This window comes from Pseudonocardia autotrophica (assembly GCF_003945385.1).
GTDB lineage: Bacteria > Actinomycetota > Actinomycetes > Mycobacteriales > Pseudonocardiaceae > Pseudonocardia > Pseudonocardia autotrophica.
In genome coordinates, this window is sequence record NZ_AP018920.1 from 6,840,231 (window position 1) to 6,865,314 (window position 25,084).

At 73.3% G+C, this 25,084-nt stretch carries 25 protein-coding genes; 14 read left to right on the forward strand and 11 right to left on the reverse strand.

Annotated features, from left to right (window positions below; all coding sequences use genetic code 11):
* Positions 1–1,368: a 3-oxoacyl-ACP reductase gene (locus Pdca_RS31820; protein WP_085913323.1), complete on the reverse strand. Its 1,368-nt coding sequence runs from the start codon at positions 1,366–1,368 to the stop codon at positions 1–3.
* A complete protein-coding gene (locus Pdca_RS31825; protein ID WP_085913324.1) occupies positions 1,365–2,732 on the reverse strand; it encodes an acetyl-CoA C-acetyltransferase in 1,368 nt (455 codons plus the stop codon). The genes Pdca_RS31820 and Pdca_RS31825 overlap by 4 nt, the downstream gene beginning before the upstream one ends.
* A gap of 99 nt (positions 2,733–2,831) precedes the next feature.
* Here Pdca_RS31825 and Pdca_RS31830 point away from each other — a divergent pair, with 99 nt between their 5' ends.
* Together Pdca_RS31830 and Pdca_RS31835 are read left to right on the forward strand one after the other, a co-directional pair.
* Positions 2,832–3,518, forward strand: coding sequence for a TetR family transcriptional regulator (locus Pdca_RS31830; RefSeq protein WP_085913325.1), 687 nt, complete (start codon positions 2,832–2,834; stop codon positions 3,516–3,518).
* Positions 3,515–5,500 carry an acyl-CoA dehydrogenase family protein gene (locus Pdca_RS31835; RefSeq protein WP_085913326.1) on the forward strand — a complete coding sequence of 662 codons (1,986 nt, stop codon included), beginning with the start codon at positions 3,515–3,517 and terminating at the stop codon, positions 5,498–5,500. The genes Pdca_RS31830 and Pdca_RS31835 overlap by 4 nt, the downstream gene beginning before the upstream one ends.
* A gap of 21 nt (positions 5,501–5,521) precedes the next feature.
* Here Pdca_RS31835 and Pdca_RS31840 read toward each other — a convergent pair whose 3' ends face one another.
* Positions 5,522–5,707, reverse strand: coding sequence for a hypothetical protein (locus tag Pdca_RS31840; RefSeq protein WP_085913327.1), 186 nt, complete (start codon positions 5,705–5,707; stop codon positions 5,522–5,524).
* A gap of 211 nt (positions 5,708–5,918) precedes the next feature.
* Between Pdca_RS31840 and Pdca_RS31845 the strand changes: the two genes are divergently transcribed.
* From Pdca_RS31845 to Pdca_RS31865, 5 genes are all read left to right on the forward strand, one after another.
* Positions 5,919–6,389 (forward strand): RrF2 family transcriptional regulator, encoded by a 471-nt coding sequence (locus tag Pdca_RS31845; RefSeq protein ID WP_085913328.1) that lies wholly within the window; start codon positions 5,919–5,921, stop codon positions 6,387–6,389.
* A gap of 9 nt (positions 6,390–6,398) precedes the next feature.
* A complete protein-coding gene (locus Pdca_RS31850) occupies positions 6,399–6,878 on the forward strand; it encodes a carboxymuconolactone decarboxylase family protein (RefSeq protein WP_085913329.1) in 480 nt (159 codons plus the stop codon).
* A 103-nt stretch (positions 6,879–6,981) separates the two neighbouring features.
* The gene (locus tag Pdca_RS31855; protein ID WP_085913330.1) at positions 6,982–9,300 is read left to right on the forward strand and encodes an FdhF/YdeP family oxidoreductase; all 2,319 of its coding nucleotides are present in this window, start codon (positions 6,982–6,984) and stop codon (positions 9,298–9,300) included.
* A 103-nt stretch (positions 9,301–9,403) separates the two neighbouring features.
* Entirely contained in the window at positions 9,404–10,621 is a 1,218-nt protein-coding gene (locus Pdca_RS31860; protein ID WP_085913331.1) for a multidrug effflux MFS transporter, read from the forward strand.
* A gap of 42 nt (positions 10,622–10,663) precedes the next feature.
* Positions 10,664–12,505, forward strand: a complete 1,842-nt coding sequence (locus Pdca_RS31865; protein ID WP_085913332.1) for an ABC transporter ATP-binding protein — start codon at positions 10,664–10,666, stop codon at positions 12,503–12,505.
* On the opposite strand, the gene Pdca_RS31870 is transcribed toward Pdca_RS31865, so the two are convergent.
* The gene (locus Pdca_RS31870) at positions 12,498–13,046 is read right to left on the reverse strand and encodes a bifunctional nuclease family protein (protein ID WP_085913333.1); all 549 of its coding nucleotides are present in this window, start codon (positions 13,044–13,046) and stop codon (positions 12,498–12,500) included. The two genes, Pdca_RS31865 and Pdca_RS31870, sit on opposite strands and share 8 nt — an antisense overlap.
* A 120-nt stretch (positions 13,047–13,166) precedes the next feature.
* Here Pdca_RS31870 and Pdca_RS31875 point away from each other — a divergent pair, with 120 nt between their 5' ends.
* The gene (locus Pdca_RS31875; RefSeq protein ID WP_085913334.1) at positions 13,167–14,054 is read left to right on the forward strand and encodes an alpha/beta fold hydrolase; all 888 of its coding nucleotides are present in this window, start codon (positions 13,167–13,169) and stop codon (positions 14,052–14,054) included.
* 8 nt (positions 14,055–14,062) lie between these two features.
* On the opposite strand, the gene Pdca_RS31880 is transcribed toward Pdca_RS31875, so the two are convergent.
* Entirely contained in the window at positions 14,063–14,800 is a 738-nt protein-coding gene (locus tag Pdca_RS31880) for an SDR family oxidoreductase (protein ID WP_085913335.1), read from the reverse strand.
* Positions 14,801–14,907: 107 nt separating this feature from the next.
* On the opposite strand from Pdca_RS31880, the gene Pdca_RS31885 reads away from it, so the two are divergent.
* Positions 14,908–15,957: an NAD(P)/FAD-dependent oxidoreductase gene (locus Pdca_RS31885; protein ID WP_158092183.1), complete on the forward strand. Its 1,050-nt coding sequence runs from the start codon at positions 14,908–14,910 to the stop codon at positions 15,955–15,957.
* Entirely contained in the window at positions 15,954–16,832 is an 879-nt protein-coding gene (sigJ, locus tag Pdca_RS31890) for an RNA polymerase sigma factor SigJ (RefSeq protein WP_085913337.1), read from the forward strand. The genes Pdca_RS31885 and sigJ overlap by 4 nt, the downstream gene beginning before the upstream one ends.
* A gap of 362 nt (positions 16,833–17,194) precedes the next feature.
* Here sigJ and Pdca_RS31895 read toward each other — a convergent pair whose 3' ends face one another.
* Positions 17,195–18,190 carry an AraC family transcriptional regulator gene (locus Pdca_RS31895; RefSeq protein ID WP_085913338.1) on the reverse strand — a complete coding sequence of 332 codons (996 nt, stop codon included), beginning with the start codon at positions 18,188–18,190 and terminating at the stop codon, positions 17,195–17,197.
* A gap of 133 nt (positions 18,191–18,323) precedes the next feature.
* Here Pdca_RS31895 and Pdca_RS31900 point away from each other — a divergent pair, with 133 nt between their 5' ends.
* The 3 genes from Pdca_RS31900 to Pdca_RS31910 all read left to right on the forward strand — a co-directional run bounded on the left by Pdca_RS31900 (position 18,324) and on the right by Pdca_RS31910 (position 20,013).
* Positions 18,324–19,199, forward strand: coding sequence for an NmrA family NAD(P)-binding protein (locus tag Pdca_RS31900; RefSeq protein ID WP_158092184.1), 876 nt, complete (start codon positions 18,324–18,326; stop codon positions 19,197–19,199).
* A complete protein-coding gene (locus Pdca_RS31905) occupies positions 19,196–19,606 on the forward strand; it encodes an anthrone oxygenase family protein (RefSeq protein WP_085913340.1) in 411 nt (136 codons plus the stop codon). Before Pdca_RS31900 ends, Pdca_RS31905 begins: the two co-directional genes overlap by 4 nt.
* 128 nt (positions 19,607–19,734) lie before the next feature.
* On the forward strand, positions 19,735–20,013 hold the full coding sequence (locus Pdca_RS31910; protein WP_085913341.1) for a hypothetical protein: 279 nt from the start codon (positions 19,735–19,737) through the stop codon (positions 20,011–20,013).
* A gap of 72 nt (positions 20,014–20,085) precedes the next feature.
* Here Pdca_RS31910 and Pdca_RS31915 read toward each other — a convergent pair whose 3' ends face one another.
* Both Pdca_RS31915 and Pdca_RS31920 read right to left on the reverse strand, forming a co-directional pair.
* Positions 20,086–21,084 (reverse strand): peptide MFS transporter, encoded by a 999-nt coding sequence (locus Pdca_RS31915; protein WP_085913342.1) that lies wholly within the window; start codon positions 21,082–21,084, stop codon positions 20,086–20,088.
* Between the two features lie 12 nt (positions 21,085–21,096).
* Positions 21,097–22,086, reverse strand: coding sequence for a Gfo/Idh/MocA family protein (locus tag Pdca_RS31920; RefSeq protein WP_085913343.1), 990 nt, complete (start codon positions 22,084–22,086; stop codon positions 21,097–21,099).
* Between the two features lie 156 nt (positions 22,087–22,242).
* Between Pdca_RS31920 and Pdca_RS31925 the strand changes: the two genes are divergently transcribed.
* On the forward strand, positions 22,243–22,650 hold the full coding sequence (locus Pdca_RS31925) for a VOC family protein (RefSeq protein ID WP_085913344.1): 408 nt from the start codon (positions 22,243–22,245) through the stop codon (positions 22,648–22,650).
* Positions 22,651–22,654: 4 nt separating this feature from the next.
* Here the strand turns inward: Pdca_RS31925 and aroQ are convergent, their stop codons facing one another.
* Genes aroQ through Pdca_RS35880 form a run of 3 tightly spaced genes read right to left on the reverse strand, consistent with a single transcriptional unit; the run spans position 22,655 to position 24,959 of the window.
* A complete protein-coding gene (aroQ, locus tag Pdca_RS31930; protein ID WP_085913406.1) occupies positions 22,655–23,119 on the reverse strand; it encodes a type II 3-dehydroquinate dehydratase in 465 nt (154 codons plus the stop codon).
* A gap of 17 nt (positions 23,120–23,136) precedes the next feature.
* Positions 23,137–23,805 (reverse strand): response regulator transcription factor, encoded by a 669-nt coding sequence (locus Pdca_RS31935; RefSeq protein ID WP_085913345.1) that lies wholly within the window; start codon positions 23,803–23,805, stop codon positions 23,137–23,139.
* Positions 23,802–24,959 carry a sensor histidine kinase gene (locus Pdca_RS35880; RefSeq protein ID WP_158092185.1) on the reverse strand — a complete coding sequence of 386 codons (1,158 nt, stop codon included), beginning with the start codon at positions 24,957–24,959 and terminating at the stop codon, positions 23,802–23,804. The genes Pdca_RS31935 and Pdca_RS35880 overlap by 4 nt, the downstream gene beginning before the upstream one ends.
* Positions 24,960–25,084: the final 125 nt, after the last annotated feature.

Here is a 25,084-nt window from a genome sequence, read left to right on the forward strand (position 1 = left end):
TCAGGCCCCCAGCATGGACTGGCCGCAGACCCGCACGATCTGCCCGTTGAGCCCGCCGGACTCGGCGCGGCCGAACCAGCCGATCGCCTCGGCGACGTCGACCGGCAGCCCGCCCTGGCGCAGCGAGTTGATCCGGCGGCCGCCCTCGCGGGTGGCCAGCGGCATCGTCGCCGTCATGTCGGTCTCGATGAATCCCGGCGCGACCGCGTTGATCGTGGCTCCGCGCTCGGCGAACCGCGGGGCCAGCGCGCGCACCATCCCGATCACCCCCGCCTTGGAGGCGGCGTAGTTGGTCTGCCCGCGGTTGCCCGCGATCCCCGACTGCGACGACACACAGACCACCCGGCCCGCCTCGCGCAGCGGCGACCCGCCGGCCAGCAGCGCGTCGTTGATCGCCAGCTGGGCACCCAGGTTCACCGCCAGCACCGCGTCCCAGCGGTCGGCGGTCATGTTCGCCAGCAGCTTGTCCCGGGTGATGCCGGCGTTGTGCACCACCAGGTCGACGCCGCCGTGCCGGTCGGCCAGGTGCGTGAGCAGCCGGTCGGCGGCGTCCGCGGCGGTGATGTCGAGCTGCAGCGCGGTGCCGCCGGTGCGGTTCGCCGTGTCCGCGAGCCGCTGCCCGGCGGCCGGGACGTCGACCGCGACGATCGTCGCCCCGTCCCGGGCCAGCGTGTCGGCGATCGACGCGCCGATCCCGCGGGCGGCCCCGGTGACCACGGCGACCCGCCCGGCGAGCGGCCGCTCCTCGGCCAGCGGGTCGTCCACCTCGGCGGGCTCCGGCAGCACACCGATCGGGGCGGCCACGTGCACCACCTGACCGTCGACGTAGGCGGACCGCGCCGAGAGGAAGAACCGCACCGAGGAGTCGATCGCCACCGGTGGGGCGCCCGCCGCGACCACCACCAGGTTCGCCGTGGCCCCGGCGCGCAGCTCCTTGGCGACCGAGCGCACCAGCCCGTCCAGCGCCTGGGCCACCGCGGCCGCCTCGGCACCACCGGACTCGAACGCGTCCGCGGGCTCGGCGCCGATCAGCAGCAGCCGGCCCGACGGGCCCAGTTTGCGCACCGCGGGCGTCAGGAGCTGCTGCGCCGCAGCGAGATCGGCCAGTGTGCGAGCTTCCGACAGATCGACGACGACGCCGTGCAGCCGCTCTTCTCCGGCCGCGCCGACGACGGGCTGCCCGTTCTCCTCGACGAACGCGGCGACGGCCTTCGCGAACCGGCCACCGGCCCCGCCGGCCGAGGCCACCAGGACCGGGCCCGCGAGCAGCGGATCGCCCGGACGGTGCCGGCGCAGCACGGGCACCCTCGGCACCCCCAGCTGCTTCGCGATACCGGTGTTGGACAGGGACGCCAGCACGTCGTTCACTTCTTCGCCTCCAGGATCGCGACGACGCCCTGGCCGCCCGCGGCGCAGATCGAGATCAGGCCGCGCTGGTCGCGGCCCTCGGTGTCGGCCCTCTCCCGCAGCAGCTTCGCCAGGGTGGCGACGATCCGCCCGCCGGTCGCCGCGAACGGGTGCCCCGCGGCGAGCGATGAGCCCGCGACGTTGAGCTTCGCGTCGTCGATCGCGCCCAGGGGGGCGTCGCGGCCGAGGCGCTCCTTGCAGAACCGGGCGTCCTCCCAGGCCTTGCGCTGCACCAGCACCACCGAGGCGAACGCCTCGTGGATCTCGTACAGGTCGAAGTCCTGCAGGGAAAGGCCGTTGCGCTCCAGCAATCGCGGGACGGCGAACACCGGAGCGGTGAGCAGGCCGTCCGGTCCGTGCTGATGGTCGGCTCCGCGAGCTCCGCCTCCGTGCTGATGGTCGGCTCCGCAAGCTCCGCCTCCGTGCACGTAGTCCACCCCGCTGGTCTCGGCGTCCACGACGTGCGCGAGCACCGGCAGCCGGTGCTCGGCGGCCCACTCGTCGGAACCGAGCAGCACCAGCGCGGCGCCGTCGGTCAGCGGGGTCGAGTTGCCCGCCGTCATCGTGGCGTCCGGGCCCTTGCCGAAGACCGGCTTCAGCTTCGCGAGCTTGTCCACCGACGAGTCGGCGCGCAGATTGTCGTCCCTGGTCAGCTTCAGGTACGGGGTGAGGAGATCGTCGAAGAACCCCCGCTCGTAGGCGGCCGCCAGGTTGCGGTGGCTGCGCACGGTCAGCTCGTCCTGCTCGGTGCGGCCGATGCCCCACTCCAGCGCGGTGCGGGCGGCGTGCTCGCCCATCGACAGTCCGGTCCGCGGCTCGGAGTTCTGCGGGATCTCCGGGACGATCTGCCCCGGCCGCAGCTGCCCGACCAGCTTGAGCCGGTCGAGCGGCGTGCGCGCCGCGTTGAGCTTGACCAGGACCCGGCGCAGATCGTCGTTCAGCGCGATCGGGGCGTCCGACGCGGTGTCCACGCCGCCCGCCACACCGGACTCGATCTGCCCGAGGGCGATCTTGTTGGCGACCGCGATCGTCGCCTCCAGGCCGGTGCCGCAGGCCTGCTGCACGTCGTAGGCGGCGGTCGCCGGGTTCAACCGGGAGCCGAGGACCGCCTCCCGGGTCAGGTTGAAGTCTCGCGAGTGCTTGAGCACCGCCCCCGCCACGACCTCGCCGAGCCGCTCGCCCGCCAGCCCGAACCGGGCCACCAGGCCGTCCAGGGTCGTGGTGAGCATGTCGAGATTGGACGCGCCGGCGTACGCGCGGTTGGCCCGGGCGAACGGGATCCGGTTGCCGCCGATGACGGCGGCCCGCCGAGTGCTGGCTGGCATGAGGTCGTCCCTTCTGGGGTAGGACCGGTGAGCTGGGAAGTGGTGGTCGCGATTACCACCGGGTAGCCGATACTCAAGGTACACGGTACTGTTGGTTTCGTGAAGGTGGGACGAGACAGGCGGGACAGCCGGTGGGACGCGCACCGCGAGCAGCGGCGCGTCCAGCTCGTCGCGGCCGCCATCGGCGCCATCCGCCACCAGGGGGCCGGCCTCGGGATGGACGAGATCGCCGCCGCGGCCGGAACCAGCAAGACCGTCATCTACCGGCACTTCGGCGACCGCAGCGGCCTCTACGCGGCGATCTGCGAGTCGGTCGCCGACGTGCTGCTCACCGAGGTCCGCCGGGCCACCGCCGACGCGCTGGCCGATCCGGCGGGTGGCCCACGGGCCGCCGTCGGCGCCGGCATCGACGCCTATCTACGGCTGATCGAGATCGACCCGGAGCTCTACCGGTTCGTGGTACACCGGCCGCTGCTCTCCCAGGGCCCGGCCGCCGGCCGGCGCGCCCCCCGGGATGACGGCAGCACCGACCCGGTCAACGACCTGGTCACCGTGATCGGCGACGAGATCGCCACCGTGATCGGCGCCCACGTCACCGGCGACGACGGCCCGTCCGCCGCCCGGATCTGGGGGCACGCGATCGTCGGCCTGGTCCGCGGCGCCGCCGACGACTGGCTGGCCCGCCCGGACGGCACCACCCGCGACCGGCTCACCGCCCACCTCACCGACCTCGCCTGGTCCGGACTCTCCGGCCTGGCACCGCACGTGCAGGAGGTTCAGAAATGACCCCGACAGGCACCCTTCCCGCACCGGACCGGATCCCGGCGGACGCGCTGCGCGACGTCGTCGACGGCCGCTGGGCCGACGTCCGGCGCGAGACCCGCGACCAGCTGGCCACCGCAGGCGTACTGGCCGATCCGGACGCGTCGTCCGAGGAGTACCGCGCCCGGATCACCGAGGCGCTCAAGATCCTGACCGCCTCCGGGCGCCCGCACAGCGGGTTCGCCCCGTCGGTCGGCGGGCGCGGCGACGTGGGCGGCGTCGTCACCGCGTTCGCGATGCTCGCCTACGGCGACCTGTCGCTGCTGGTGAAGGCGGGCGTCCAGTGGGGGCTGTTCGGCGGCGCCGTGCAGGTGCTCGGCACCGAGGGGCACCACGAGCGGTACCTGCGCCGGATCGTCGACGGCGAACTGCTCGGCTGCTTCGCGATGACCGAGACCGGGCACGGCTCGGACGTGCAGCACCTGCACACCACCGCCACCTACGACCGGGCGAGCGGCGAGTTCGTGGTGCACACGCCGTACCCGCAGGCGCGCAAGGAGTACATCGGCAACGCGGCCCGCGACGGCCGGATGGCCGTGGTGTTCGCCCAGCTCGTCACCGACGCGGGGACCCACGGCGTGCACGCCTTCCTGGTCCCGATCCGGGACTCCGACGGCAACCCGGCGGCCGGCGTCACGATCGGCGACGACGGCCGCAAGGCGGGCCTCAACGGCGTCGACAACGGGCGGCTGAGCTTCGAGCGGGTCCGCATCCCGCGGGAGAACCTGCTCAACCGGTTCGCCGACGTCGCCGAGGACGGGACCTACTCCTCGCCGATCGAGAACGAGACGGCCCGGTTCTTCACCATGCTGGGCACCCTGGTGCGCGGCCGGATCTCGGTGGCCGGCGGCGCGGGCGGGGCGACCCAGAAGGCGCTCGCGCTCGCCGTCCGGTTCGGGGAGCGGCGCCGGCAGTTCTCGAACCCGTCGACCGGCGAGGAGATCGCAGTCCTCGACTACCTCGCCCACCAGCGCAAGCTGCTCCCGGCGCTGGCGACGACCTTCGCGCTGCACTTCACGCAGGAGAGCCTGGTGTCGCGGATGCACGACATCCAGGCACCCGGCGCCGCCCCGGTCGGTGCCCGCGAGCAGCGCACCCTGGAGCAGTCCGCCGCCGGGATCAAGGCGATCGCGACCTGGCACGCCACCCGGACCATCCAGACCTGCCGGGAGGCCTGCGGCGGCGCCGGCTACCTGGAGGAGAACCTGCTGCCCGCGCTGAAGGCCGACACCGACGTGTTCACCACCTTCGAGGGTGACAACACGGTGCTGCTGCAGCTGCTGGCCAAGGAGCTGCTGTCGGACTACGGGCGGACGATCCGCAGGGGCAATCCGCTGCAGATCGCGCCGCTGCTCGGCCGCCAGCTCGCGGGCGTGCTGTCCGAGCGGACCGGGCTGGCCTCGGCGACCCGGCGGCTGCCGCTGCGCGGCCTGGACCTGTCCGACCGGGAGCGCCGCCGCGCGCTGATGCGGGTGCGCCGCGACGACACACTGGCCGCCGCGATCCGGAGCCTGGCACCGGCGATGCGCACCGGCAACGACGAGTTCACCGTCTTCAACGCCAACCAGGACCTGCTGCTGACCTCGGCCCGCGCGCACGTCGACACGCTCGTCGAGGAGTCGTTCACCGCGGCGCTGAGCCGGATCGACGACGACGGGGTGCGGTCGCTGCTGGAGCGGGTCTACGACCTGCACGTGCTCGACGTGATCGACCGCGAGCGGGCCTGGTACCTGGAGACCGGCCGATTGACGGCCGCCGAGTCCCGCTCGATCCGCCCGCTGGTCAACGAGCTGTGCGGGGAGCTGCAGCCCTACGCCCGCACGCTGGTCGACGCGTTCGGCATCCCGGAGAACCTGCTGGCCTGCCCGATGCTCGACGACGAGGCGTGGGCGCCCGCGCCGGGGAGCCCGGCCGAACCGGTCACGGACCAGGTCGAGACGGGCTGACCCGGCACGGGCGGACGCACCTCAGGCCGCGAGACCCAGTGCGTCGAGCACGCCGCCGACGGTCGACAGCAGGTCGGCGACGGTGGAGTCGACGTACTCGGCGATCGGGGTGATCTCGGCGGCGCTGGCCGAGCCGGCGAGGCCCAGCATCAGCAGCGGGGCGGCCAGGCCGGCGACGGTGATTCCGGCGATGCGGCGCTTGCTCATGGGGAGGTTTCCCTTCGGGGAGCGGATGTGACCGGGTCATCGTGTGTCGGCCGAAGCGGATCTTCCAGACATCCGACGGAGATGTAACCGCGCGCTTACACCCATTCGGCCGGGGCAATCCGCCCGACATACGGACTCCGTCTCACTGCCGGACGGCGCATCGTCGATTAGTCCTGGACTATTTGTATCCAGGACTAGTAGTGTCCAGGACATGCGGATGGGACGCGGCGTGGAGTGGGCACTGCACTGCTGCGTCAATCTCGCGTGGGCGGGCTCGCCGGTACCCACCGTCCGGCTCGCCGGGCTCTACGGCCTGCCGGCGGCGTACCTGAACAAGCAGCTCCAGGCACTCGTCCGGGCCGGGGTGCTCGTCTCGGTACCCGGTCCGCGTGGCGGCTTCGCCCTGGAACGGGATCCGTCGCAGGTGACGCTGCTCGACGTCGTCGTCGCCCTGGAGGGGCCCGAGGACGCGTTCCGCTGCACCTCGATCCTGGCCGCCGGCCCGGACGGCGATCCCGCCAGGGACTACGCCGACTCCTGCGCGATCTCGCTGAGCATGCGCGGGGCCGAGCTGGCCTGGCGGCGCGAGCTGGCGGCCCGCTCGCTCGCCGACGTCGCCACCGACGCCCTGCGCTACTCCCCGGATGCGGCCGACCGCGTCCGGAATGCACTCACCAGCTGAGGAGAGACCATGCAACCGCGAATGACCAAGCCGTACTCGCACGTCCCGGACAGCTACCGCGCGCTGTCCGAGCTGGAACGCTCCACCCGCGACGACACCGCACTCACCCACCGGGTTCAGGAGCTGGTGCGACTGCGGGCCAGCCAGATCAACGGCTGCGGGTTCTGCGTCGACATGCACTCGCACGACGCGCTCGCCGCCGGTGAGAGCACCGAGCGACTGCTCGCGGTCGCCGCCTGGCGGGAGGCGCCGTACTTCACCCGCGAGGAGCGGGCCGCGCTCGCGCTCACCGAGTCGATGACCCGGCTGGCCGACCGTCCGGACCCGGTGCCCGACCAGGTCTGGGACGACGCCGCCGCGGTGTTCGACGAGCGCGCGCTGGCGCTGCTCGTCACCACCATCGCGACGATCAACGCCTGGAACCGGATCAACGTGGCCACCCGGCAGCTCGCGGGCAGCCACCGCCGCGGGGCGGCCACCGCCGTGTGAGCCGATCCACCGTCGTTCAGCACGAGACAACGGCCCGGCGCGCTTAGGCTCGACGGTGAAGGTTGTTGTGTTCGACGCTGAAGTCTGTGCAGGTGAGGTACCCGTGTCCGTCTCCCCGATCCATCCCCCGGTCGACGCCGAGGAGTCCGAGCTCCGCGTCACCGAGCGGAAGACGAGCGCGGCCGGGGCGAAGGCCGTGGCCGTCTCGATGAAGCGGTCACTGGCCGAGCAGGGCGTGGTCAAGACGGCACGCAACCTGCTCACCCTGAACCAGGTCGACGGCTTCGACTGCATGAGCTGCGCCTGGCCGGACCCGGAGCCCGGGGAGCGGCACACCGCGGAGTTCTGCGAGAACGGCGCCAAGGCCGTCGCCTGGGAGGGCGACCGCCGCCAGGTCACCCCGGAGTTCTTCGCCCGGCACTCGATCGAGGACCTGCGCACCCGCAGCGCGCACTGGCTGGAGAGCCAGGGCAGGCTGCTGCACCCGATGGTCCGCCGCGACGGCGGCACACACTACGAGCCGATCAGCTGGGAGAGCGCGTTCGAGCTGATCGGTGAGCACCTGCGGGCGCTCGACTCGCCGGACCAGGCGAACTTCTACACCTCGGGCCGGGCCTCCAACGAGGCGGCGTTCGCCTACCAGCTCTTCGCCCGCGCGTTCGGCACCAACAACCTGCCCGACTGCTCGAACATGTGTCACGAGTCGACCGGCGTCGGCCTGTCGCAGTCGATCGGCATCGGCAAGGGCTCGGTGTCGCTGCGCGACCTGCACGAGGCCGAGCTGATCGTCATCTCCGGGCAGAACCCGGGCACCAACCACCCCCGGATGCTGTCCGCGCTGGAGCTCGCCAAGAAGAACGGCGCGCGGATCCTGGCGATCAACCCGCTGCCCGAGGCCGGGCTGCTCAAATTCGACAACCCGCAGCACGCGCGCGGCATGACCGGGATCGGCACCCGGCTCGCCGACGAGTTCCTGCAGATCCGATCGGGCGGCGATCTCGCGCTCTGGCAGGCGTTCGGGCACCTGCTGCTGGCCGCCGAGGAGCGCAACCCGGGCAGCGTGCTGGACCGCGACTTCGTCGAGCGGCACACCAACGGCTTCGAGGACTACGCGGCACACGTCAAGGACCTGGACCGCGACGCCGTCGTCGCCGCGACCGGCCTCGACTGGGAGCAGATCGAGAAGGCCGCCGCGATGCTGGTCTCCTCGGAGCGGACCGTGAACTGCTGGGCGATGGGCATCACCCAGCACCGCAACGCGGTCAACACCATCCGCGAGATGGTCAACGTCTCGCTGCTGCAGGGCATGATCGGCAAGCCGGGCGCCGGCCTGTGCCCGGTCCGCGGCCATTCGAACGTGCAGGGCGACCGGACGATGGGCATCTGGGAGCAGATGCCCGACCAGTTCCTCGACCGCATCCGCGACGAGTTCGGTTTCGATCCGCCGCGCGAGCACGGCAACGACTCGATCGCCACGGTGAAGGCGATGGCCGCAGGCCATGGCAAGGTGTTCGTCGGCCTCGGCGGCAACTTCTCGCAGGCCATGTCGGACACCGGGGTCACCGAGCCCGCCCTGGAGCAGTGCGCACTGACCGTGCAGATCTCCACCAAGCTCAACCGCTCGCACGTGGTCGCGGGCACCGACGCGCTGATCCTGCCCGCGCTCGGCCGGACCGAGAAGGACCTCACCGGGGGCCGGGCGCAGCAGGTCACCGTCGAGGACTCGATGTCGGCGGTGCACGCCTCGCACGGCCGCTCGCAGCCGGCCGGGGAGCTGCTGCGCTCCGAGGTCGACATCGTCTGCAACATCGCGCGCGCCACCCTGGGCGCCGACCACGTCGTCCCCTGGGCCGAGTTCACCACCGACTACGACCGCATCCGGGACCGGATCGGCCGGGTCGTGCCGGGCTGCGAGGCCTACACCGAGAAGGTGGCCCGCTCGGGCGGCTTCACGCTCCCGCACCCGCCCCGGGACTCCCGGGAGTTCCCGACGACGTCCGGGAAGGCCGAGTTCGCGGTCAGCCCGCTGACCGTCACCACACTCCCCGAGGGACGGCTGGTGCTGCAGAGCCTGCGCAGCCACGACCAGTTCAACACCACCGTCTACGGCCTGGACGACCGCTACCGCGGCATCCATTCCGGCCGCCGGGTGGTCTTCATCTCGCCCGCCGACCTGCGCGAGCTCGGCTACGCCGACGGCGACCGGGTGAACCTGGTGAGCGAGTGGACGGACGGCACCGTGCGGCGCGCCGACGACTTCCGGCTGGTCTCGTACTCGACGCCGAAGGGCTGCATCGCCGCGTACTACCCGGAGACCAACCCGCTGGTCGCCCTGGACTCCTACGCCGACGAGTCCCGCTGCCCGACCTCGAAGTGGATCGAGGTGCGACTGGAGCCCGCGACCCGGGCGCCGGTCGCGTGAGCGCGGTCACCCGATCGCCGGACCGCCGCCGGAATCTCCGTCACCGCCGGTGGGGTTGGACGTTGCGGGGCCACACATCCGTGGCCCCGCAGAGGGGGACCGGGTGACACTCACGACCACCGCGGCACCGAGCAGGCTGCGGATCGCACTGATCCTCGGCGCACTGATCGCGCTCGGGCCGCTCACCATCGACACCTACCTGCCCGCACTGCCCCAGGTCGGCCAGGACCTGGGCGTGTCGGGCACGACGGTCCAGCTGACGCTGACCGGCACGCTGGCCGGGCTCGCGCTCGGTCAGCTGCTGATCGGCCCGCTGTCCGACGCCTACGGCCGCCGGCTGCCGCTGCTGATCGGCACCGGCCTGCACGTGCTGGCATCGGCGCTGGTCGCGGTGGCGCCCTCGATCGAGGTGCTCGCCGTGCTGCGCGTGCTGCAGGGGGTCGGGGCGGCGGCCGGCGCGGTCGTCGGACTGGCGGTCGTGCGGGACCTGTTCACCGGCCGGGCCGCCGCGACGATGCTCTCCCGGCTGATCCTGGTGATGGGCGCCGCGCCGGTGCTCGCGCCGACCCTCGGCGGGCTGCTGCTGACCTGGACGTCCTGGCGCGGAGTGTTCCTGTTCCTGGCCCTGTACGGCCTGGTGATGCTGGCCGTGGTCACCGCGGGGCTGCCCGAGACGCTGCCCCCGGAACGCCGCCGGTCGGCCCGGTTCGGCTCCACCCTGCGCACCTACGGGATGCTGCTGCGCGACCGCGCGTTCGTCGGTCTGGTGCTGGTCGCCGGGCTCGCGATGGGCGCGCTGTTCAGCTACGTCTCCGGCGCCGCGTACGTCTTCCAGGAACAGTTCGGGGTGGACCAGCAGACCTTCGGGCTGCTGTTCGGCGCCGGCGCCATCTGGCTGGTCGTCGGCACCCAGCTGAACCCGGTCCTGCTCCGCACCCTGGAGCCGCGCCGGGTGATGACCGTGGCGGTGGCCGCGGGAGTGCTGGTCGGGCTGGTGCTGGCCGTCCTGACCACGACCGGGACCGGCGGATTGCCTGCCGTGCTCGCCGGGATCTGGGCGCTGCTGCTGACCTGCGGCTTCATTCTGCCGAACGCTCCGGCGCTGGCCCTGGCCCGGCACGGCCGGACGGCGGGCACGGCGGCCGCACTGCTCGGCTCGCTGCAGTTCGGTATCGGCGCCGCGACCTCCCCGGTGGTCGGCCTGCTCGGCAACGACGCCGCCGCGCTGGGCATCTCGATGTTCGGCGCGATCGCGCTGGCCGGGCTGGCACTGGTGCTGGTCGTGCGGCCCTGGACGCTCCCCGACCTGGAGGAGTCCTGATCCATTGACCTGAAGTGAACTTCAGGTCATAGCGTCCGTCGTATGGACGCGAGCATCTACATGGCCATGCGCAACGCGGGCACCGAGCCGGGGCACCGGCAGCGGCCCGCCGGGGAGACCGGGCGCCGGATACTGCGGCTCGCCCGCCCGCACCGCAAGCGGATGGCGTGGTTCCTCGCCACCAGCACCCTCGGCGCGGTCCTCACCGTCGTCACGCCGCTGCTGGCCGGGCGGGCCACCGATGCCATCACCACCGGCGCCCCGCTCTCGGTGCTCGGCGTCGTCGCCGGACTGATCGCCGCGGCCGCGGTCGCCGAGGCCGCACTCGGCCTGGTCACCCGGTGGCTCTCGGCGAACCTCGGCGAGGGGCTGATCCACCAGCTGCGCACCACCGTGTTCGACCACGTGCAGCGGATGCCGGTCGCGTTCTTCACCCGCACCCGGACGGGCGCACTGGTCTCCCGCTTGAACTCCGACGTCCTCGGGGCCCAGCGGGCGTTCTCCGACACCCTCGCCGGTGTGGTGTCCAACCTGGTGACGCTGCTGCTCACGCTCGGCGTGATGCTCGCGATCTCCTGGCAGGTGACGGTGCTCGCGGCGCTGCTGCTGCCCGCGTTCCTGCTCCCGGCCCGGCTGATGGGCCGCCGGCTGGCCGCGCTCGAGCGCGCCGCCGCCGACCACAACGCGGCGATGAGCACCCGGATGACCGAGCGCTTCTCGGCGCCCGGCGCCACCCTGATCAAGCTGTTCGGACGGCCGGCGCAGGAGTCCGCCGAGTTCGCCGACCGGGCCGAGCGGGTGCGCGCGATCGGGGTGCGCTCGGCGATGCTGCAGTGGGTGTTCGTCACCGCGCTGATCCTGGCGTCGTCGCTGGCGGTGGCACTGGTCTACGGCGTCGGCGGCGGGTTCGCCCTGGCCGGCGCGCTGTCCGCGGGCCAGGTCGTGTCCCTGGCGATGCTGCTGACCCGGCTGTACCAGCCGCTGACCGCGCTGGCCGGGGCGCGGATGGAGATCATGACGGTGCTGGTGAGCTTCGAGCGGGTCTTCGAGGTGCTCGACCTGGAGCCGGCGATCCGGGACCGGCCGGACGCCCGGGAGGTGCCGGACGGGCCGCTCGACGTCGAGTTCGATCGGGTGTCGTTCGCCTACCCGACCGCGGACCAGGTCTCGCTGGCCTCGCTGGAGGAGGTCGCGACGCTGGACACCCGCGGCGGTGAGCAGGTGCTGCACGACGTCTCCTTCACCGCACCGGCCGGCCGGATGGTCGCGCTCGTCGGATCGTCCGGCGCCGGCAAGTCGACGGTCGCCCAGCTGGTCGCCCGGCTCTACGACGCGAGCTCCGGCGCCGTCCGGATCGGCGGCGTCGACGTGCGCGACCTGACCGCCGACTCGGTGCACCGGGCGGTCGGCTTCGTCACCCAGGACGGGCACCTGCTGCACGACACGGTCGCCGCGAACCTGCGGATCGGCGCCCCGGACGCGACCGGCGCGCAGCTGTGGGAGGCGCTGCGCCGGGCCCGGCTCGACGAGATGGTCGCGTCCCTGCCGGACGGCCTGGACACCGTCGTCGGTGAGCGGGGTTACCGGCTCTCCGGTGGTGAGCGGCAGCGGCTGACGATCGCCAGGGTGCTGCTCGCGAAGCCCCGGATCGTGGTGCTCGACGAGGCCACCGCCAGCCTGGACACCACGTCGGAGGCCGCGGTGCAGGCGGCACTCGCGGAGGCGCTCGAGGGCCGGACGGCGATCGTCATCGCACACCGGCTGACCACGGTGCGGGACGCCGACGAGATCCTCGTCCTGGAGCACGGCCGGATCATCGAGCGGGGTGCGCACCACTCGCTGCTGGAGCTCGGCGGCCGGTACCGGGCGCTGAGCGCTACTTGAAGTCCTCCGGCGAGACGTCGTCGATGAACTCGCGGAACTCGCGCAGCTGCTGCTCGGGATGCTCGGACTGCTCGCCGGGAACCCCGCCGGTGGCTGCGCGGGCCTGCGCGGCGATCCCGCTGGCGTCCTCCGATTCGGGCGGCAGTACCTCGTCGATCGGCTGGCCGACCTCGTCGAGCACGTGCTCGGCCATCCCGATCGGCAGCCCCTCGCGGACCGCGATCGACAGCGCGTCGGACGGCTTGACCTGCACCCGGACGTCGCCGTCGAACACCAGCTCGGCGGTGTAGACGCCGTCGGCGAGATCGCTGATCTCGACCGACTCGCAGGTCCGCCCGAGCGCCTCCAGCACCGGGAGCAGCACGTCCTGGGTGAGGGCCACGCTGGAGTCGTCCCGCCGGCCGGCCGCGATCACCTCGGCCTGCGGCGGTCTCAGGAATACCGGGACACAGCGGTCCCCACCGGCCTCGCCGAGCAGCAGCACCGGCTGCCGTGAGCGGGCGTGAACGATCAGTCGCAGGACGTGCATCGTCCGGGCCATCAAACCCTCCCGTGACAGGGGTCACGGAAGTATCCCACCCCGGAGGCCGGTCCGTGTCTCACAACGAGACGCTTTCCACCGGCCGGCCCACAGCCGTTCCGGACGATCCCAGGAGATCCCATGAGCAGCACCGACACCACCGGCGTCAGCCACCTCGGCGGTTCCACGATCGGCTTCCGCTTCGGCCGGCCGTACGACCCGGCGCTCCCGACGCTCGTCCTGGTCAACTCGTTCACGACCACGGCCGACCTGTACCGCCCGCAGTTCGACGACCCGGCCCTCGCCGGGGTCGTCAACCTGCTCGCGATCGAGCCGTACGGGCACGGCGCGACGCAGGCCGGGCACCGGCACTTCACCTACTGGGACAGCGCCGTCGCGAACCTGCAGGTGCTCGACGCGCTCGACATCCTGGACGCGTTCGTGCTGGGCACCTCGCAGGGCGGCTGGATCGCCGCCCGGATGGCGCTGCTCGCGCCCGACCGGATCCGCGGGATCATCCCGCTCGGCACGTCGATGGACTTCGAGAGCCCCCGCAGCCGCGAGCTCGGCTGCTGGGACGGGATCGAGTTCTGCTCGCCGTCGGTGGACGCACTCGCCGAGCCGGTCGGGGACGACTGGGTGGTGCCGGGCGAGTTCGTCGACGCCGTACTCGCCGCCGGCCTGGGCGACACCGTGTCGGACGCGGACCGCGCGTTCTGGCGCGCCACCTACCAGGCCACCTACACCGGTGACGACGGCAGGCACCGGCTGCGGGTCAGCACGGTGAACCTGCGGGACCGGGACGGCCTGCACGGCAGGCTGGACGACGTCCGCTGCCCGGTGCTGTGGATGCACGGCACCGCCGACGCGGTCTACTCCGTCGCCAACGCCGAGGACGGGATCGCGCGCTTCGTCAACTCCCCCGGCGCCGAGCTGCGGATCGTCGAGGGCGGGCAGCACTTCCTCAGCGCCTCCGATCCGGCGGAGGTGAACGCCGCCGTCGCCGACTTCGTGAAGCGGTGGTCGTAGCGGCCCGCTCAGCCGCGGGCGAGCCACGGCATCGTCGTCGCGGCGATGGTCAGGAACTGCACGTTCGCCGACAGCGGTAGCCCGGCCATGTAGACCACCGCCTCCGCGACGTGCCGCACGTCGAAGGTCTGCTCCGGGCGGACCGTGCCGTCCGCCTGCTTCGCGCCGGTCGCGATGCCCGCGGTCATGTCGGTCGCCGCGTTGCCGATGTCGATCTGCCCGCAGGCGATGCCGAACTCCCGGCCGTCCAGCGACAGCGACTTGGTCAGCCCGGTGACCGCATGCTTGGTCGCGGTGTAGGCGGCGCTGCCGGGGCGCGGGGCGTGCGCCGAGATCGACCCGTTGTTGATGATCCGGCCGCCCTGCGGCTGCTGGGCGCGCATCGCGCCGAACGCCGCCCTCGCGCACAGGAACGAGCCGGTCAGGTTGGTCGCGACCGTCGCCGTCCAGTCCTCGACGGCGATCTCGTCGACGGTGCCGCCGGGGCCGAACGTGCCCGCGTTGTTGACCAGCAGATCGACCCGGCCCCAGCGGCCGGTCACGGCGGCGAACAGCTCGGCGACCGATCCGGGATCGGTCACGTCGGTGGCCACGGTGAGTGCCTCGGTGTGCCCGGCGGCGACCGCGTCCAGCCGGTCGGTCCGCCGGCCGGCGAGTGCGACCCGCCAGCCCGCGTCGAGGAGCCCGCGTGTCACCGCCGCCCCGATGCCCGATCCGGCCCCGGTCACCACCGCCACGCCACTCATGGCCCCACCCTGGCATGCACACCGAAGTGACCCGTGCCACACATTGTCACGCCGGGGCGGCCCGCCGGTGTCTCCATCCCGACCGACGACGACGGAAGGGGACGGTCATGGGACGTGCGGTGGTGGTGCTCGGAGCGGGCTACGCCGGTGTTGCGGCGGCGAACCGGATCGCGGCGGGTTCGGACGCACAGGTGACGGTGGTCGGCCCGCGGGACGTGTTCGTCGAACGGATCCGGCTGCACCGGCTCGCGGCGGGCAGCGGGGAGGCGACGGTGCCGCTGCGGACGGTGCTGCACCCGCGGGTGCAGCACCGTCCCGGGCTCGCCGTGTCCGTCGGCGACGGCACGGTGACCCTCGACGACGGCGCCGTACTGCGGTTCGATCGGCTCGTGTACGCGGTCGGCAGCGGCAACCCGGAGCCCGGCGCCGGGGCGTACCGGGTCGACTCGCTGGAGGACGCCCGCCGGCTGCACGCGGCAGTCGCCGCGCTGCCTGCGGGGCGCGCCGTCACCGTCGTCGGCGGTGGCCTGACCGGGGTGGAGACGGCCACCGAGCTGGCCGCCGCGCGGACCGACCTGACGGTCCGGCTGGTGACCGACTCCGTGGTCGCGGCCGGGTTGCCGAGCCGCAGCCGGGAGCGGGTCCGGACCCGGCTGCGAGCACTGGGCATCGAGCTGCGGGAGCGCACCCGGGTCACCGGCGCGACGGACCTCGGCGCCGACGTGGTCGTGTGGGCGACCCCGCCGGCGGTCCCCGAGCTGGCCCGGCGCAGCGGGCTGCCGACCGATGACGCCGGACGGCTGCTGGTGGACGCGACGCTGACCGGAATCGGCGACCCGCGGATCGTCGGCGCCGGAGATGCGATCAGCGCTCCGCCGGAGGTCGGCTTCGTGCGGGCCAGCTGCCAGGCGGCCGTCCCGCTCGGGAACGCGGCGGGGCGCACCGTGCTGGCCGGTCTCGCGGGGCGGGCGGCACCGGCGGCCTCGGTCGCCTACGGCGCGCAGTGCCTGGCGCTCGGCCCGGGCGTCGCGCTGGTGCAGTGGGTCGACACGCACGACGCACCGCGACGGATCGCGATCGGCGGCCGCGCCGGGGCGGCGGTCAAGGAGCAGGTGGTCCGCTACACGCTGCGCGCGATCCGGAGCCGGGCGGCATGACCGGCCAGGACGCGGATCCGCTCGCCCAGTTCGGCGCCCACCGCGGACTGCTGTTCCGGCTGGCCTACGACATCCTCGGCAGCGTCGCCGACGTCGAGGACGTGCTGCAGGACAGCTGGCTGCGCTGGACCGAGGTCGACCACGCGCAGGTGCTCGATCCGCGCGCCTACCTGGCCCGGCTGGTCAGCCGGCAGGCGCTGAACCGGCTGCGCAGCACCGCCCGGACCCGGGAGACCTATCCCGGCACCTGGCTGCCCGAGCCGTTGCCCACCGGCGGGGACGCCTCCGACCGGGCACTGCGCACCGACGACATCACGGTCGCGATGCTGCTGGTGCTGGAGAGCCTGTCGCCGGACGAACGGGCGGTGTTCGTGCTCCGGGAGGCGTTCGGGATCGACTACGACGAGATCGCGGTGACGCTGGACCGTCCGGCTGCCACCGTGCGGCAGATCGCGCACCGGGCACGCGAACACGTACAGGCACGGCGGCCGCGGTTCTCGGTGCCGGCGGACCGGGCCCGGCGGGTCGCCGAGGCCTTCGTCGGTGCGGCGCTCGGCGGGGACGTCGCGGCGGTGACGGCCCTGCTGGCGCCGGACGCCGTCCAGATGTCCGACGGCGGCGGGCGGGCATCGGCCGCCGCCCGGCCGATCGTCGGCCGGGACCGGGTGGCCAGGTTCCTGATCGGGATCACCCGGTGGCCGATCCCCGCGCCGGGCCCCGAGTTCGGCGTGTTCAACGGGATGCCCGGCGTGCTCGTGCGGGACGGCGGCGCCGTGGACACGGTGATGCTGTTCGAGGTGGCCGAGGTGGACGGGCTCGACCTGGTCACCGCGATCTACGCGGTCCGCAACCCGGACAAGCTGGCGCACCTGTAACCGGCTCGATCAGACACCATCGCGCTCTCTCGGATCAGCACTAGAGAAGCGCAGACGACGGCATCGGAGCGACTTGATGCCGTCGTCTACCCGTTTCTCGGACTTCTCCGAGAAACCGGCATGGACCGGCATCGACGCTCCGATCGGATCCTCTACCACTTTCTAGCCCGTGGCCGAGACACGTCGATACATCGCCATCGAGCACGCTCGATGGCACCGCATACCGCTCTCTACTGCAGTCGCGATATTGGCCGATAGCGGGCAATCGACCAGTACCGGCGGCCGCACCCGGGCCGCGTCGTCGCAGCGTAACACCCCTGCGTCGAACGTGTGTGCGACACCCCGAGCTCTCGGACGAGCGGTCAGATCGCGTCGGCGAACGCACCGAGCCCGGCCGGCCCGCGGCCCGCGGTGCGCCGTCGCACCCGCCCCGCGGGCTCGCCGACCACCCGCACGAAGGCCCGGGCGAACGCCGCCTCCGACCGGTAGCCGAAGCGGCGGGCGACCTCGGCCACCGTGGCATCTCCCCCCGACAGGACGTCGACGGCCGCGTGCATCCGCCAGCGCGTCACGTAGCCCATCACCGGCTCACCGACCAGCTCGGTGAAACGCGCGGAGAACGCCGACCGGGACATCGTCGCGGTGGCCGCCAGCGACGCGACCGTCCAGCCCCGCTCCGGCTCCCGATGCACCGCGGCGAGCGCCCGGCCGATCCGCTCGTCGGCGAGCGCGCCGAGCCATCCGGTGCGGGCCGCCGCATCACGCTCCAGCCAGCCGCGCACGGCCTGGATGACCAGCACGTCGGCCAGCCGGGTGATCACCGCGGCGGCACCGGGGCGGCCGTCCTCGACCTCGGCGGCGATCAGCCGCAGGGTGTCCTGCACCCGGTCGCCGACCGGCGAGGGCTCGACCCGGATCAGGCCGGGCAGCCGATCGACGAGATCGCCGGCCGCGGGATGGCCGAACCGCACGGCGCCGCACACCATCCGGGTCACCGGGCCGTCGCCGCCGTGCCGGAGCAGCGCGTAGCGGCCGTCGAGCATCGGATGCGGGATCGACCGGATGTCCGGCGCGAGCACCTCCGGGGCGCTGCGCAGCACGTGCCCGGCGCCCTGCGGGACGAGCGCGAGCTCGCCGGGCCGCAGCAGCACGTCGTGCCCGCCGTCCCGGCCCCCGACGGTCAACCGGCAGCCGCCGGAGGTGACGACGTGGAACCAGAGACAGCCGGGTGTCGCGGGCAGCGTCATCCCCCACGGCTCGCCGAGCTCGGAGCGGCAGTAGAAGACCCCGTCCATCCGCAGGACGTGCAGCGCCTCGCCGACCGGGTCGGCGACCGGGAACGGTGGCGCGGCGTGCATGTGTACAGCATGACAGTTCATCCACAGACGATCCCCAGCTGTGGACGAATGAGCATGAAACCCGGATGGATGGGGATCGTCCGTCCCGTCGTCGCCGTCGATGCTGGATCTACATCGACGAGGGGAGAACATCGTGATCACCGTTCTGGGAGCGACCGGGAACGTCGGCTCGCAGGTCGTGCACGAGCTGCGGGCGGCCGGTGTCGCGGTACGGGCCGTCGGGCGCGATGCCGGCCGGCTGGCCGCCGCGACCGCGGCCGGCGCCGAGCCGTGCATCGGCGACCTGACCGACACCGGCTTCCTGCTCCGCGCGTTCGACGGCGCGGCGGCCGCGTTCACCCTGCAGCCGCTCGACCCCGGCGAACCGGACTACGCCGCACACCAGCGCCGGATCGGCGAGTCGGTGGTCGCGGCGCTGCGCGGCGCTGGTGTCGGCCGGGTGGTCGCGCTCAGCTCGCTCGGCGCCGAGGTCCCCGGCGGGCCGGATCTGGCCGCGACCGGTTTCCTCGGCGGCCTGTACGAGCAGGAGCAGCGGCTGGCGACCCTGGACGCCCGGGTCACCCGGATCCGGCCGGGCCTGTTCCTCGAGTCGTTCCGGCCCGCGTTCGACGCGATCCGGGAGCACGGTGCGCACGCCGACTCGATCGACCCGGATCTCGCGCTGCCGATGGTCGCCACCCGCGACGTCGGCCGGGCCGCCGCGGCCGCGCTGCTCGATCCGGCCGCACCGGCGGTCGTCGAGGTGCCGGGGCCCGCGGACCGGACGGTGCCCGAGGTCGTCGCCGCGCTCGGGCCGGCGCTCGGTGTCCCGGACGCGGGCTACACCCGGCTCCCGGATGCGGAGCTGATCGGGCTGCTGCGGGAGGTGGGCCTCCCGGCCGACGTCGCCCGGCTGCAGGTGGCGATGAACCGGGCGTTCAACGAGGGGCGGGTGCGCGCACACGATCGGCGCGCGGACACGACGGGCGTGCTGACCGTCGAGGAGTGGGCGAAGGAGGTGGCCGCGTGAGCGCCGCGCTCGCCGCGGCCGGGTCCGGCCTGCTCGGCGGGGTCTATCTGGCGTTCTCGACGGCGGTGCTGCCTGCCCTGCGCCGGCGTCCGGAGGCCGAGGCGGCCGCGACCATGCGCGAGGTCAACCGGGTGATCCTGAACCCGGTGTTCGGGACGCTGTTCGGCGGGACCGCGCTCGCCTGCGGCGCGGCGCTGGTCGGCGGGGCGCTCGACGGCGAGCCGCTGCGGATCGCCGGGGCGGTGGCCGGGCTCGCCGGCTTCGCGGTGACCGCGGCGGTGAACATCCCGCTCAACTCCGCGCTGGACCGCGGCGGTCCGTGGTCGGCGTTCGACCGGCGCTGGACACGGGCGAACCACCTCCGGACCGCCACCTCGGCACTCGCCGTGGCACTGCTGTCGCTCTGAGTTCCGCTCCACTCGAACGTGTGTGCGACATCTCGGGGACACGCCTGGCGGTGGGGCGGGGCCGGGAGGCACCCTGGTCCCGGCCCGCTCCCCCGGGCCGGACCCGGAACGCCCACCCACGGGGGAGCATGAACGCCCACGAACGACGTCGGTCCGCCGCGCTGCGCGCGGACCGCGAGACGGTGCTCGCCGCCGCGGCCCGGTTGCGCCACGAGGCGGTCCAGGCGCACTACGCCGGCCTGGCCCGCCCCGAGTTCGCCTTCGGCCTGGCCTCGATCCTCGAACTGCTGGCACTGCGGGTCGCGGACCTGGATCCGGACGTCCGCGCGCACGTCGTGCGGGTCTCCCGGGAGATGACCGGGAGCGGACTGGACCTGCCGTCGGTCCGGCGCACCCGCCGCCGGTGAGCGCCGCCCACGGACCGGCCGAGTTGTCCACAGGTGTGCACACAGCTGGGGACAACTCGAACCGGTGTTCGATCAGCGGACGCCCTCCATCAGGATCTTCAATCGCGGGACCATCGCGACGACGACCAGCCCGACCACGATCGCCGCCGCGCCGGTGACGCCGAAGTACGCAGCCTCGTTCTCCGCGCTGTAGAACTGCGCGAGCACCCCGGCGAGCACGGTGCCCATCGAGACCGACAGGAAGAACAGCGCCACCATCTGGGTCCGGAACGCCTGCGGCGCGAGCTTGGTGGACAGCGACTGGCCGACCGGTGAGGTGAACAGCTCGGCCAGGCAGAAGACCAGCAGGATGCCGGCGACCGCGAGCAGCGGGGTGCCGTTCGGGCCGGTGCCCGCGAGCGGCACGAACAGCAGGAACCCGACGCCGACCACGATCGTCCCGATCGCCATCTTCATCGGCGACGACGGCTGGCGCGGTCCGAGCCTCGTCCACACCGCCGCGAACACCCCGGCGAGCAGCACCACGAACAGTGGCTCGATCGCCTGCACCGACCCCGCGGGCAGCACGAAGAGGCCGAACACCGACCGGTCGAGCCGCTCGTCGGCGTAGATCGTCAGCACCGTGAAGATCTGCTGGAAGATCACCCAGAACACCACGCTGGCGACCCACATCGGGAGGAACGCGAGCACCCGCCTGCGCTCGGTCCGGTCCACCTTCGGGCTGGCGAGCAGCAGGGTGAAGTAGCCGACGGCCGCGACCGCGACGATCGCGGTGACGATGTAGTCCAGCCGCCCGGCGGTGATCACCCCGGTGAACGTCAGCACCAGCAGACCGGCGATCGCGACGGCACCGATCAGGCCGGCCCGCACGCGTCCGGCGCGCGGGAGCGGGTTGGGGACGATCCGCCCCTCGGGCGGCAGGTTCCGGCGGAAGACCGTGTACTGGGCCAGGCCGAGCGCCATCCCGACGGCGGCCAGGCCGAAACCCCAGTGGAAGCCGGCGGCCGTCTGCAGGACCGGGGTGAGGATCTGGCCCGGTCTACACCCGGCGTTGCGCCGGGTAAAGATCATCCACCCGACCGGTCACAGGGTGGCGGGACCCTCCTCCGGGATCATCCCGAGCTGGTCGGCGACGGCCGCCATCACGTCCTGCACCGCGATCGTGTCGGCCAGCGGCATCACCGGGCTCTCCTGCTCCCCGGCCGCGACCCGCGCGGTGACCTCGGCGATCTCGTGCGCGTAGCCGCCGCCGGTGGCGGGCAGCACGATCTCCTCGGGCTCGGCGCCGTGCCGGTGCAGCTCGATCCGGTCCGGATGGTGGAAGCGCGGCGGGACCTCGATCCAGCCATCGGTGCCGATCACCCGGGCCGAGCCGGGCATCGCGCACCGGAGGCTGGCCTGCAGGGCGGCGCTGCGCCCGTCCGGCCAGCCCAGCAGGATCGACTCCTCCAGGTCGACGCCGGTCGGGCCGAGCGCCCCGGTCGCGGCGATCACCGAGGGCTCGCCCAGCACCATCTGGGCGAACGAGATCGGGTAGACGGCGAGATCGAACAGCGCGCCCCCGCCGAGCTCCGGCGCGAGGTAGCGGTCGCCCGCGTCGGTCAGGTTCCGTACGCCGAGATCGGCCTGCACCGACCTGACCTCGCCGATCGCGCCGTCGGCGAGCAGCTCACGGAGCCGGACGACGGCCGGGAAGAACCGCGTCCACATGGCCTCCATGGCGAAGACTCCGGTGCGCCGGGACGCGGCGGCGATCTCCCGGGTGGCGACCGAGCTGACCGTGAACGCCTTCTCCACCATGATCGCCTTGCCGGCCTCGATCGCGGCCAGCGCGACGGCGCGGTGCTGCGGGTGCGGGGTGGCGATGTAGAGGACGTCCACCTCCGGGTCGTCGAGGATCGCGCGGTACCCGGTGTGCGTGCGGCCGATGCCGTGCCGGCTCGCGAACGCCCCCGCGCGTTCCGCGGAACGCGACGCCACGGCCACCACCTCGGCGTCGGGCACGTGCGTGAAGTCCCGCACGACCATCTCGGCGATCCGGCCCGGCCCGACGACTCCCCATCTGACGGTCATGCCCCGATCCTGCCCGAGGACCCCGTGGGCTCCGGCCGCCGGGCACCCGCCGCCGAGATCCGTCCCGGGGGCACCGATGAGTTCCCGCAACGGTCGCGGTCAACTCCTTCGTACGGCGCCGGGCCCCGGCGCCACCGATCCCCCGGGGGACCCGCGATGCCCAACATGATCTTCGTCAACCTGCCGACCGCCGACCTGGACGTCGCGAAGACCTTCTACGGCGCGCTCGGGTTCACGCTGAACGAGCAGTTCTCCGACGAGCAGACCGCCTCGTTCGTGATCAGCGACGCGATCGTCGCCATGGTGATGACCGAGAAGCGGTTCATCGAGTTCACCAAGCAGGCCGGCACCGCCGACCCGGCCGGCGCCCGCGAGGTGATCAACGCGCTCGGCGTCGAGACCCGGGACGAGGTCGACCGGATCGCCGACGCCGGCCTGGCCGCCGGTGGCAGCCCGGGCGGGGAGACCCAGGACCACGGCTTCATGTACGGCCGCAGCGTCGACGACCCGGACGGTCACCGCTGGGAGTTCGTGTGGATGGACATGTCGGCGATGGAGGGGTGAGCCCTCAGGCGGAGCGCACCGGCCGGAGCTTGCGGACCAGGCCGTCGATGGCGAGCGCGTAGCCGTCCACCCCGAACCCGACGACGATCCCGGCTGCCACCGGCGAGACGTAGGAGTGGTGCCGGAACTCCTCCCGGCCGTGCACGTTCGAGATGTGCACCTCGACGGTGGGCAGCTGGGCACCCTCGATCGCGTCGTGCAGCGCCACCGAGGTGTGGGTGTAGGCGGCGGCGTTCAGCACCAGGCCGAGCGCCTCGCCCCGCACGACCGCGGCACCGGCCTCCTGGATCCAGTCGACCAGGGTGCCCTCGTGGTTGGTCTGCCGGAAGTCGAGCTCCAGGCCGTGCCCGGCGGCGGCCGTCGCGCACAGCGCCTCGACGTCGGCGAGCACGGTCGTGCCGTACACCTCCGGCTTGCGGACGCCGAGCAGGTTGAGGTTCGGACCGTTGAACACGTACACGGTGGTCACGCCGTGATCCTGCCACCTCATCCGGTCCACCCCGGGCGGACCAGCCCGGACTCGTAGGCCAGCACCACCAGCTGCGCGCGGTCCCGGGCGCCGAGCTTGCTCATCGACCTGCTGACGTGTGTCTTCGCCGTGGTCGGGCTCATGTACAGACGGGCGGCGATCTCGTCGTTGGACAGTCCGGCGGCGACCTCGACGAGCACCTCCCGCTCCCGCTCCGTCAGCGCGTCCAGCCGGGCCGCCCCGGCCGGGCCGCTGCGGGAGCGGGCCGCGAACTCGGCGATGAGGGTGCGGGTGACGCCCGGCGCGAGCAGCGCCTCGCCGTCGTGCACGACCCGGATCGCGCGGATCAGGTCGGCCGGCTCGGCGTCCTTCACCAGGAAGCCGCTGGCGCCGCCGCGGATCGCGTCGAACACGTACGAGTCGTCGGTGAAGGTGGTCAGCACGATCACCTTCACCTCGCTCAGCGCGGGATCGGCGCTGATCTCGCGGGTCGCGGTGATGCCGTCGGTGCCGGGCATCCGGATGTCCATCAGCACCACGTCCGGCCGGTGCTCGCGGGCCGCCGCCACCGCCTGCGCGCCGTCGGCGGCCTCGGCGACGACGGTGAGATCCGGCTGGGAGCCCAGCAGCGCCCGGAAGCCGGAGCGGACCAGGGCCTGGTCGTCGACGAGCAGCACGCGGATCATGACTCCACCCTGCCCGCGGGGAGGGTGGCGAGCACCCGGAACCCACCCGCCGGGCCGGGCCCGGCCTGCAGGGTGCCGCCGACCGACCGGGCGCGCTCCCGCATGCCGGTCAGCCCGGTGCCGTCGGTGACGCCGTCGGCGGGGCCACGGCCGTCGTCGTCGATCCGCAGCTCGAGGGCGTCCGCGGAGTAGGTCAGGGTGACGACCGCGGTCGCGGCACCGGCATGCCGGCGGGTGTTGGTCAGCGACTCCTGCACGATCCGGTACGCCGCGAGATCGGTACCGGTCGGGAGCGGCCGCGGCTCGCCCGTGGTGTGCCGCTGCACCGGCAGCCCGGCGGCGCGGGCCTCGTCGAGCAGCGCGTCGAGCCGGTCCAGGCCGGGGGTGGGCAGCCGGGGGGCCGCCTCGTCGACACCGCGCAGCACACCGAGGGTGGAGCGCATCTCGCGGAGCAGATCCCGGCTGGACCGCTTGATCTCGGTGAGCGCGGTGCGGGCCTGCTCCGGATCGTCGTCCATCAGGAACAGCGCCACCCCGGCCTGCACGTTGATCAGCGACACGTGATGGCCGAGCACGTCGTGTAGCTCCTGGGCGATCCGCAGCCGCTCCTCACCGACCCGGCGCCGGCGCTCCTCCTCCGCGGCGCGGCGGGCCTGCTCGCTCCGCTCCCGGCGGACCCGCCACAGCAGCCCCGCCGCGATGAGCGCGGCCAGCCAGGCGAGCACCGGACCGACGGCCGCCCACGGCACCTCCCGGCCGGACAGCAGCACCCAGCCGAGCAGCACCGCCGCCGCGACAGCCACCACCGCGAGCGCCCGGTGCTGGGACCCGGCCGCCACCGCGGAGACCAGCGCGACCGCGAACGCGAGCCCGGTCGGCCCGGTGGGCGGGTAGCCCAGCCCGAGGTAGCCGACCACCGCGCCCGCGGTCACCGCCAGCGCGGCGACCCGGTTCGCCCGCCGGAACACCAGGGCGAGCGGCCCGATCGCGAGCAGCGCGATCCCGATCCCGTCCAGCGCTCCGCCGGGCGGCCCACCCCACGGCCGGTTCAGCGCGAACGCGGTGCCACCCGCGGTGAGCAGCGCGACCACCGCCGGCAGGACGAGGGTCCGCAGCACCCCGCCCCACCAGCTCGGACGGGTCGGGGTGGGCACGGGCGTCACGGTAGACCGGGGGACCGACGACCTGCGTCGTCCACGCGGAGACACCGGGGCTACCACTGCGGGAGTATCCGGGGCGGCCGGACCGGCACCGGGGCAGCAGGCCGATCGGCGACCGC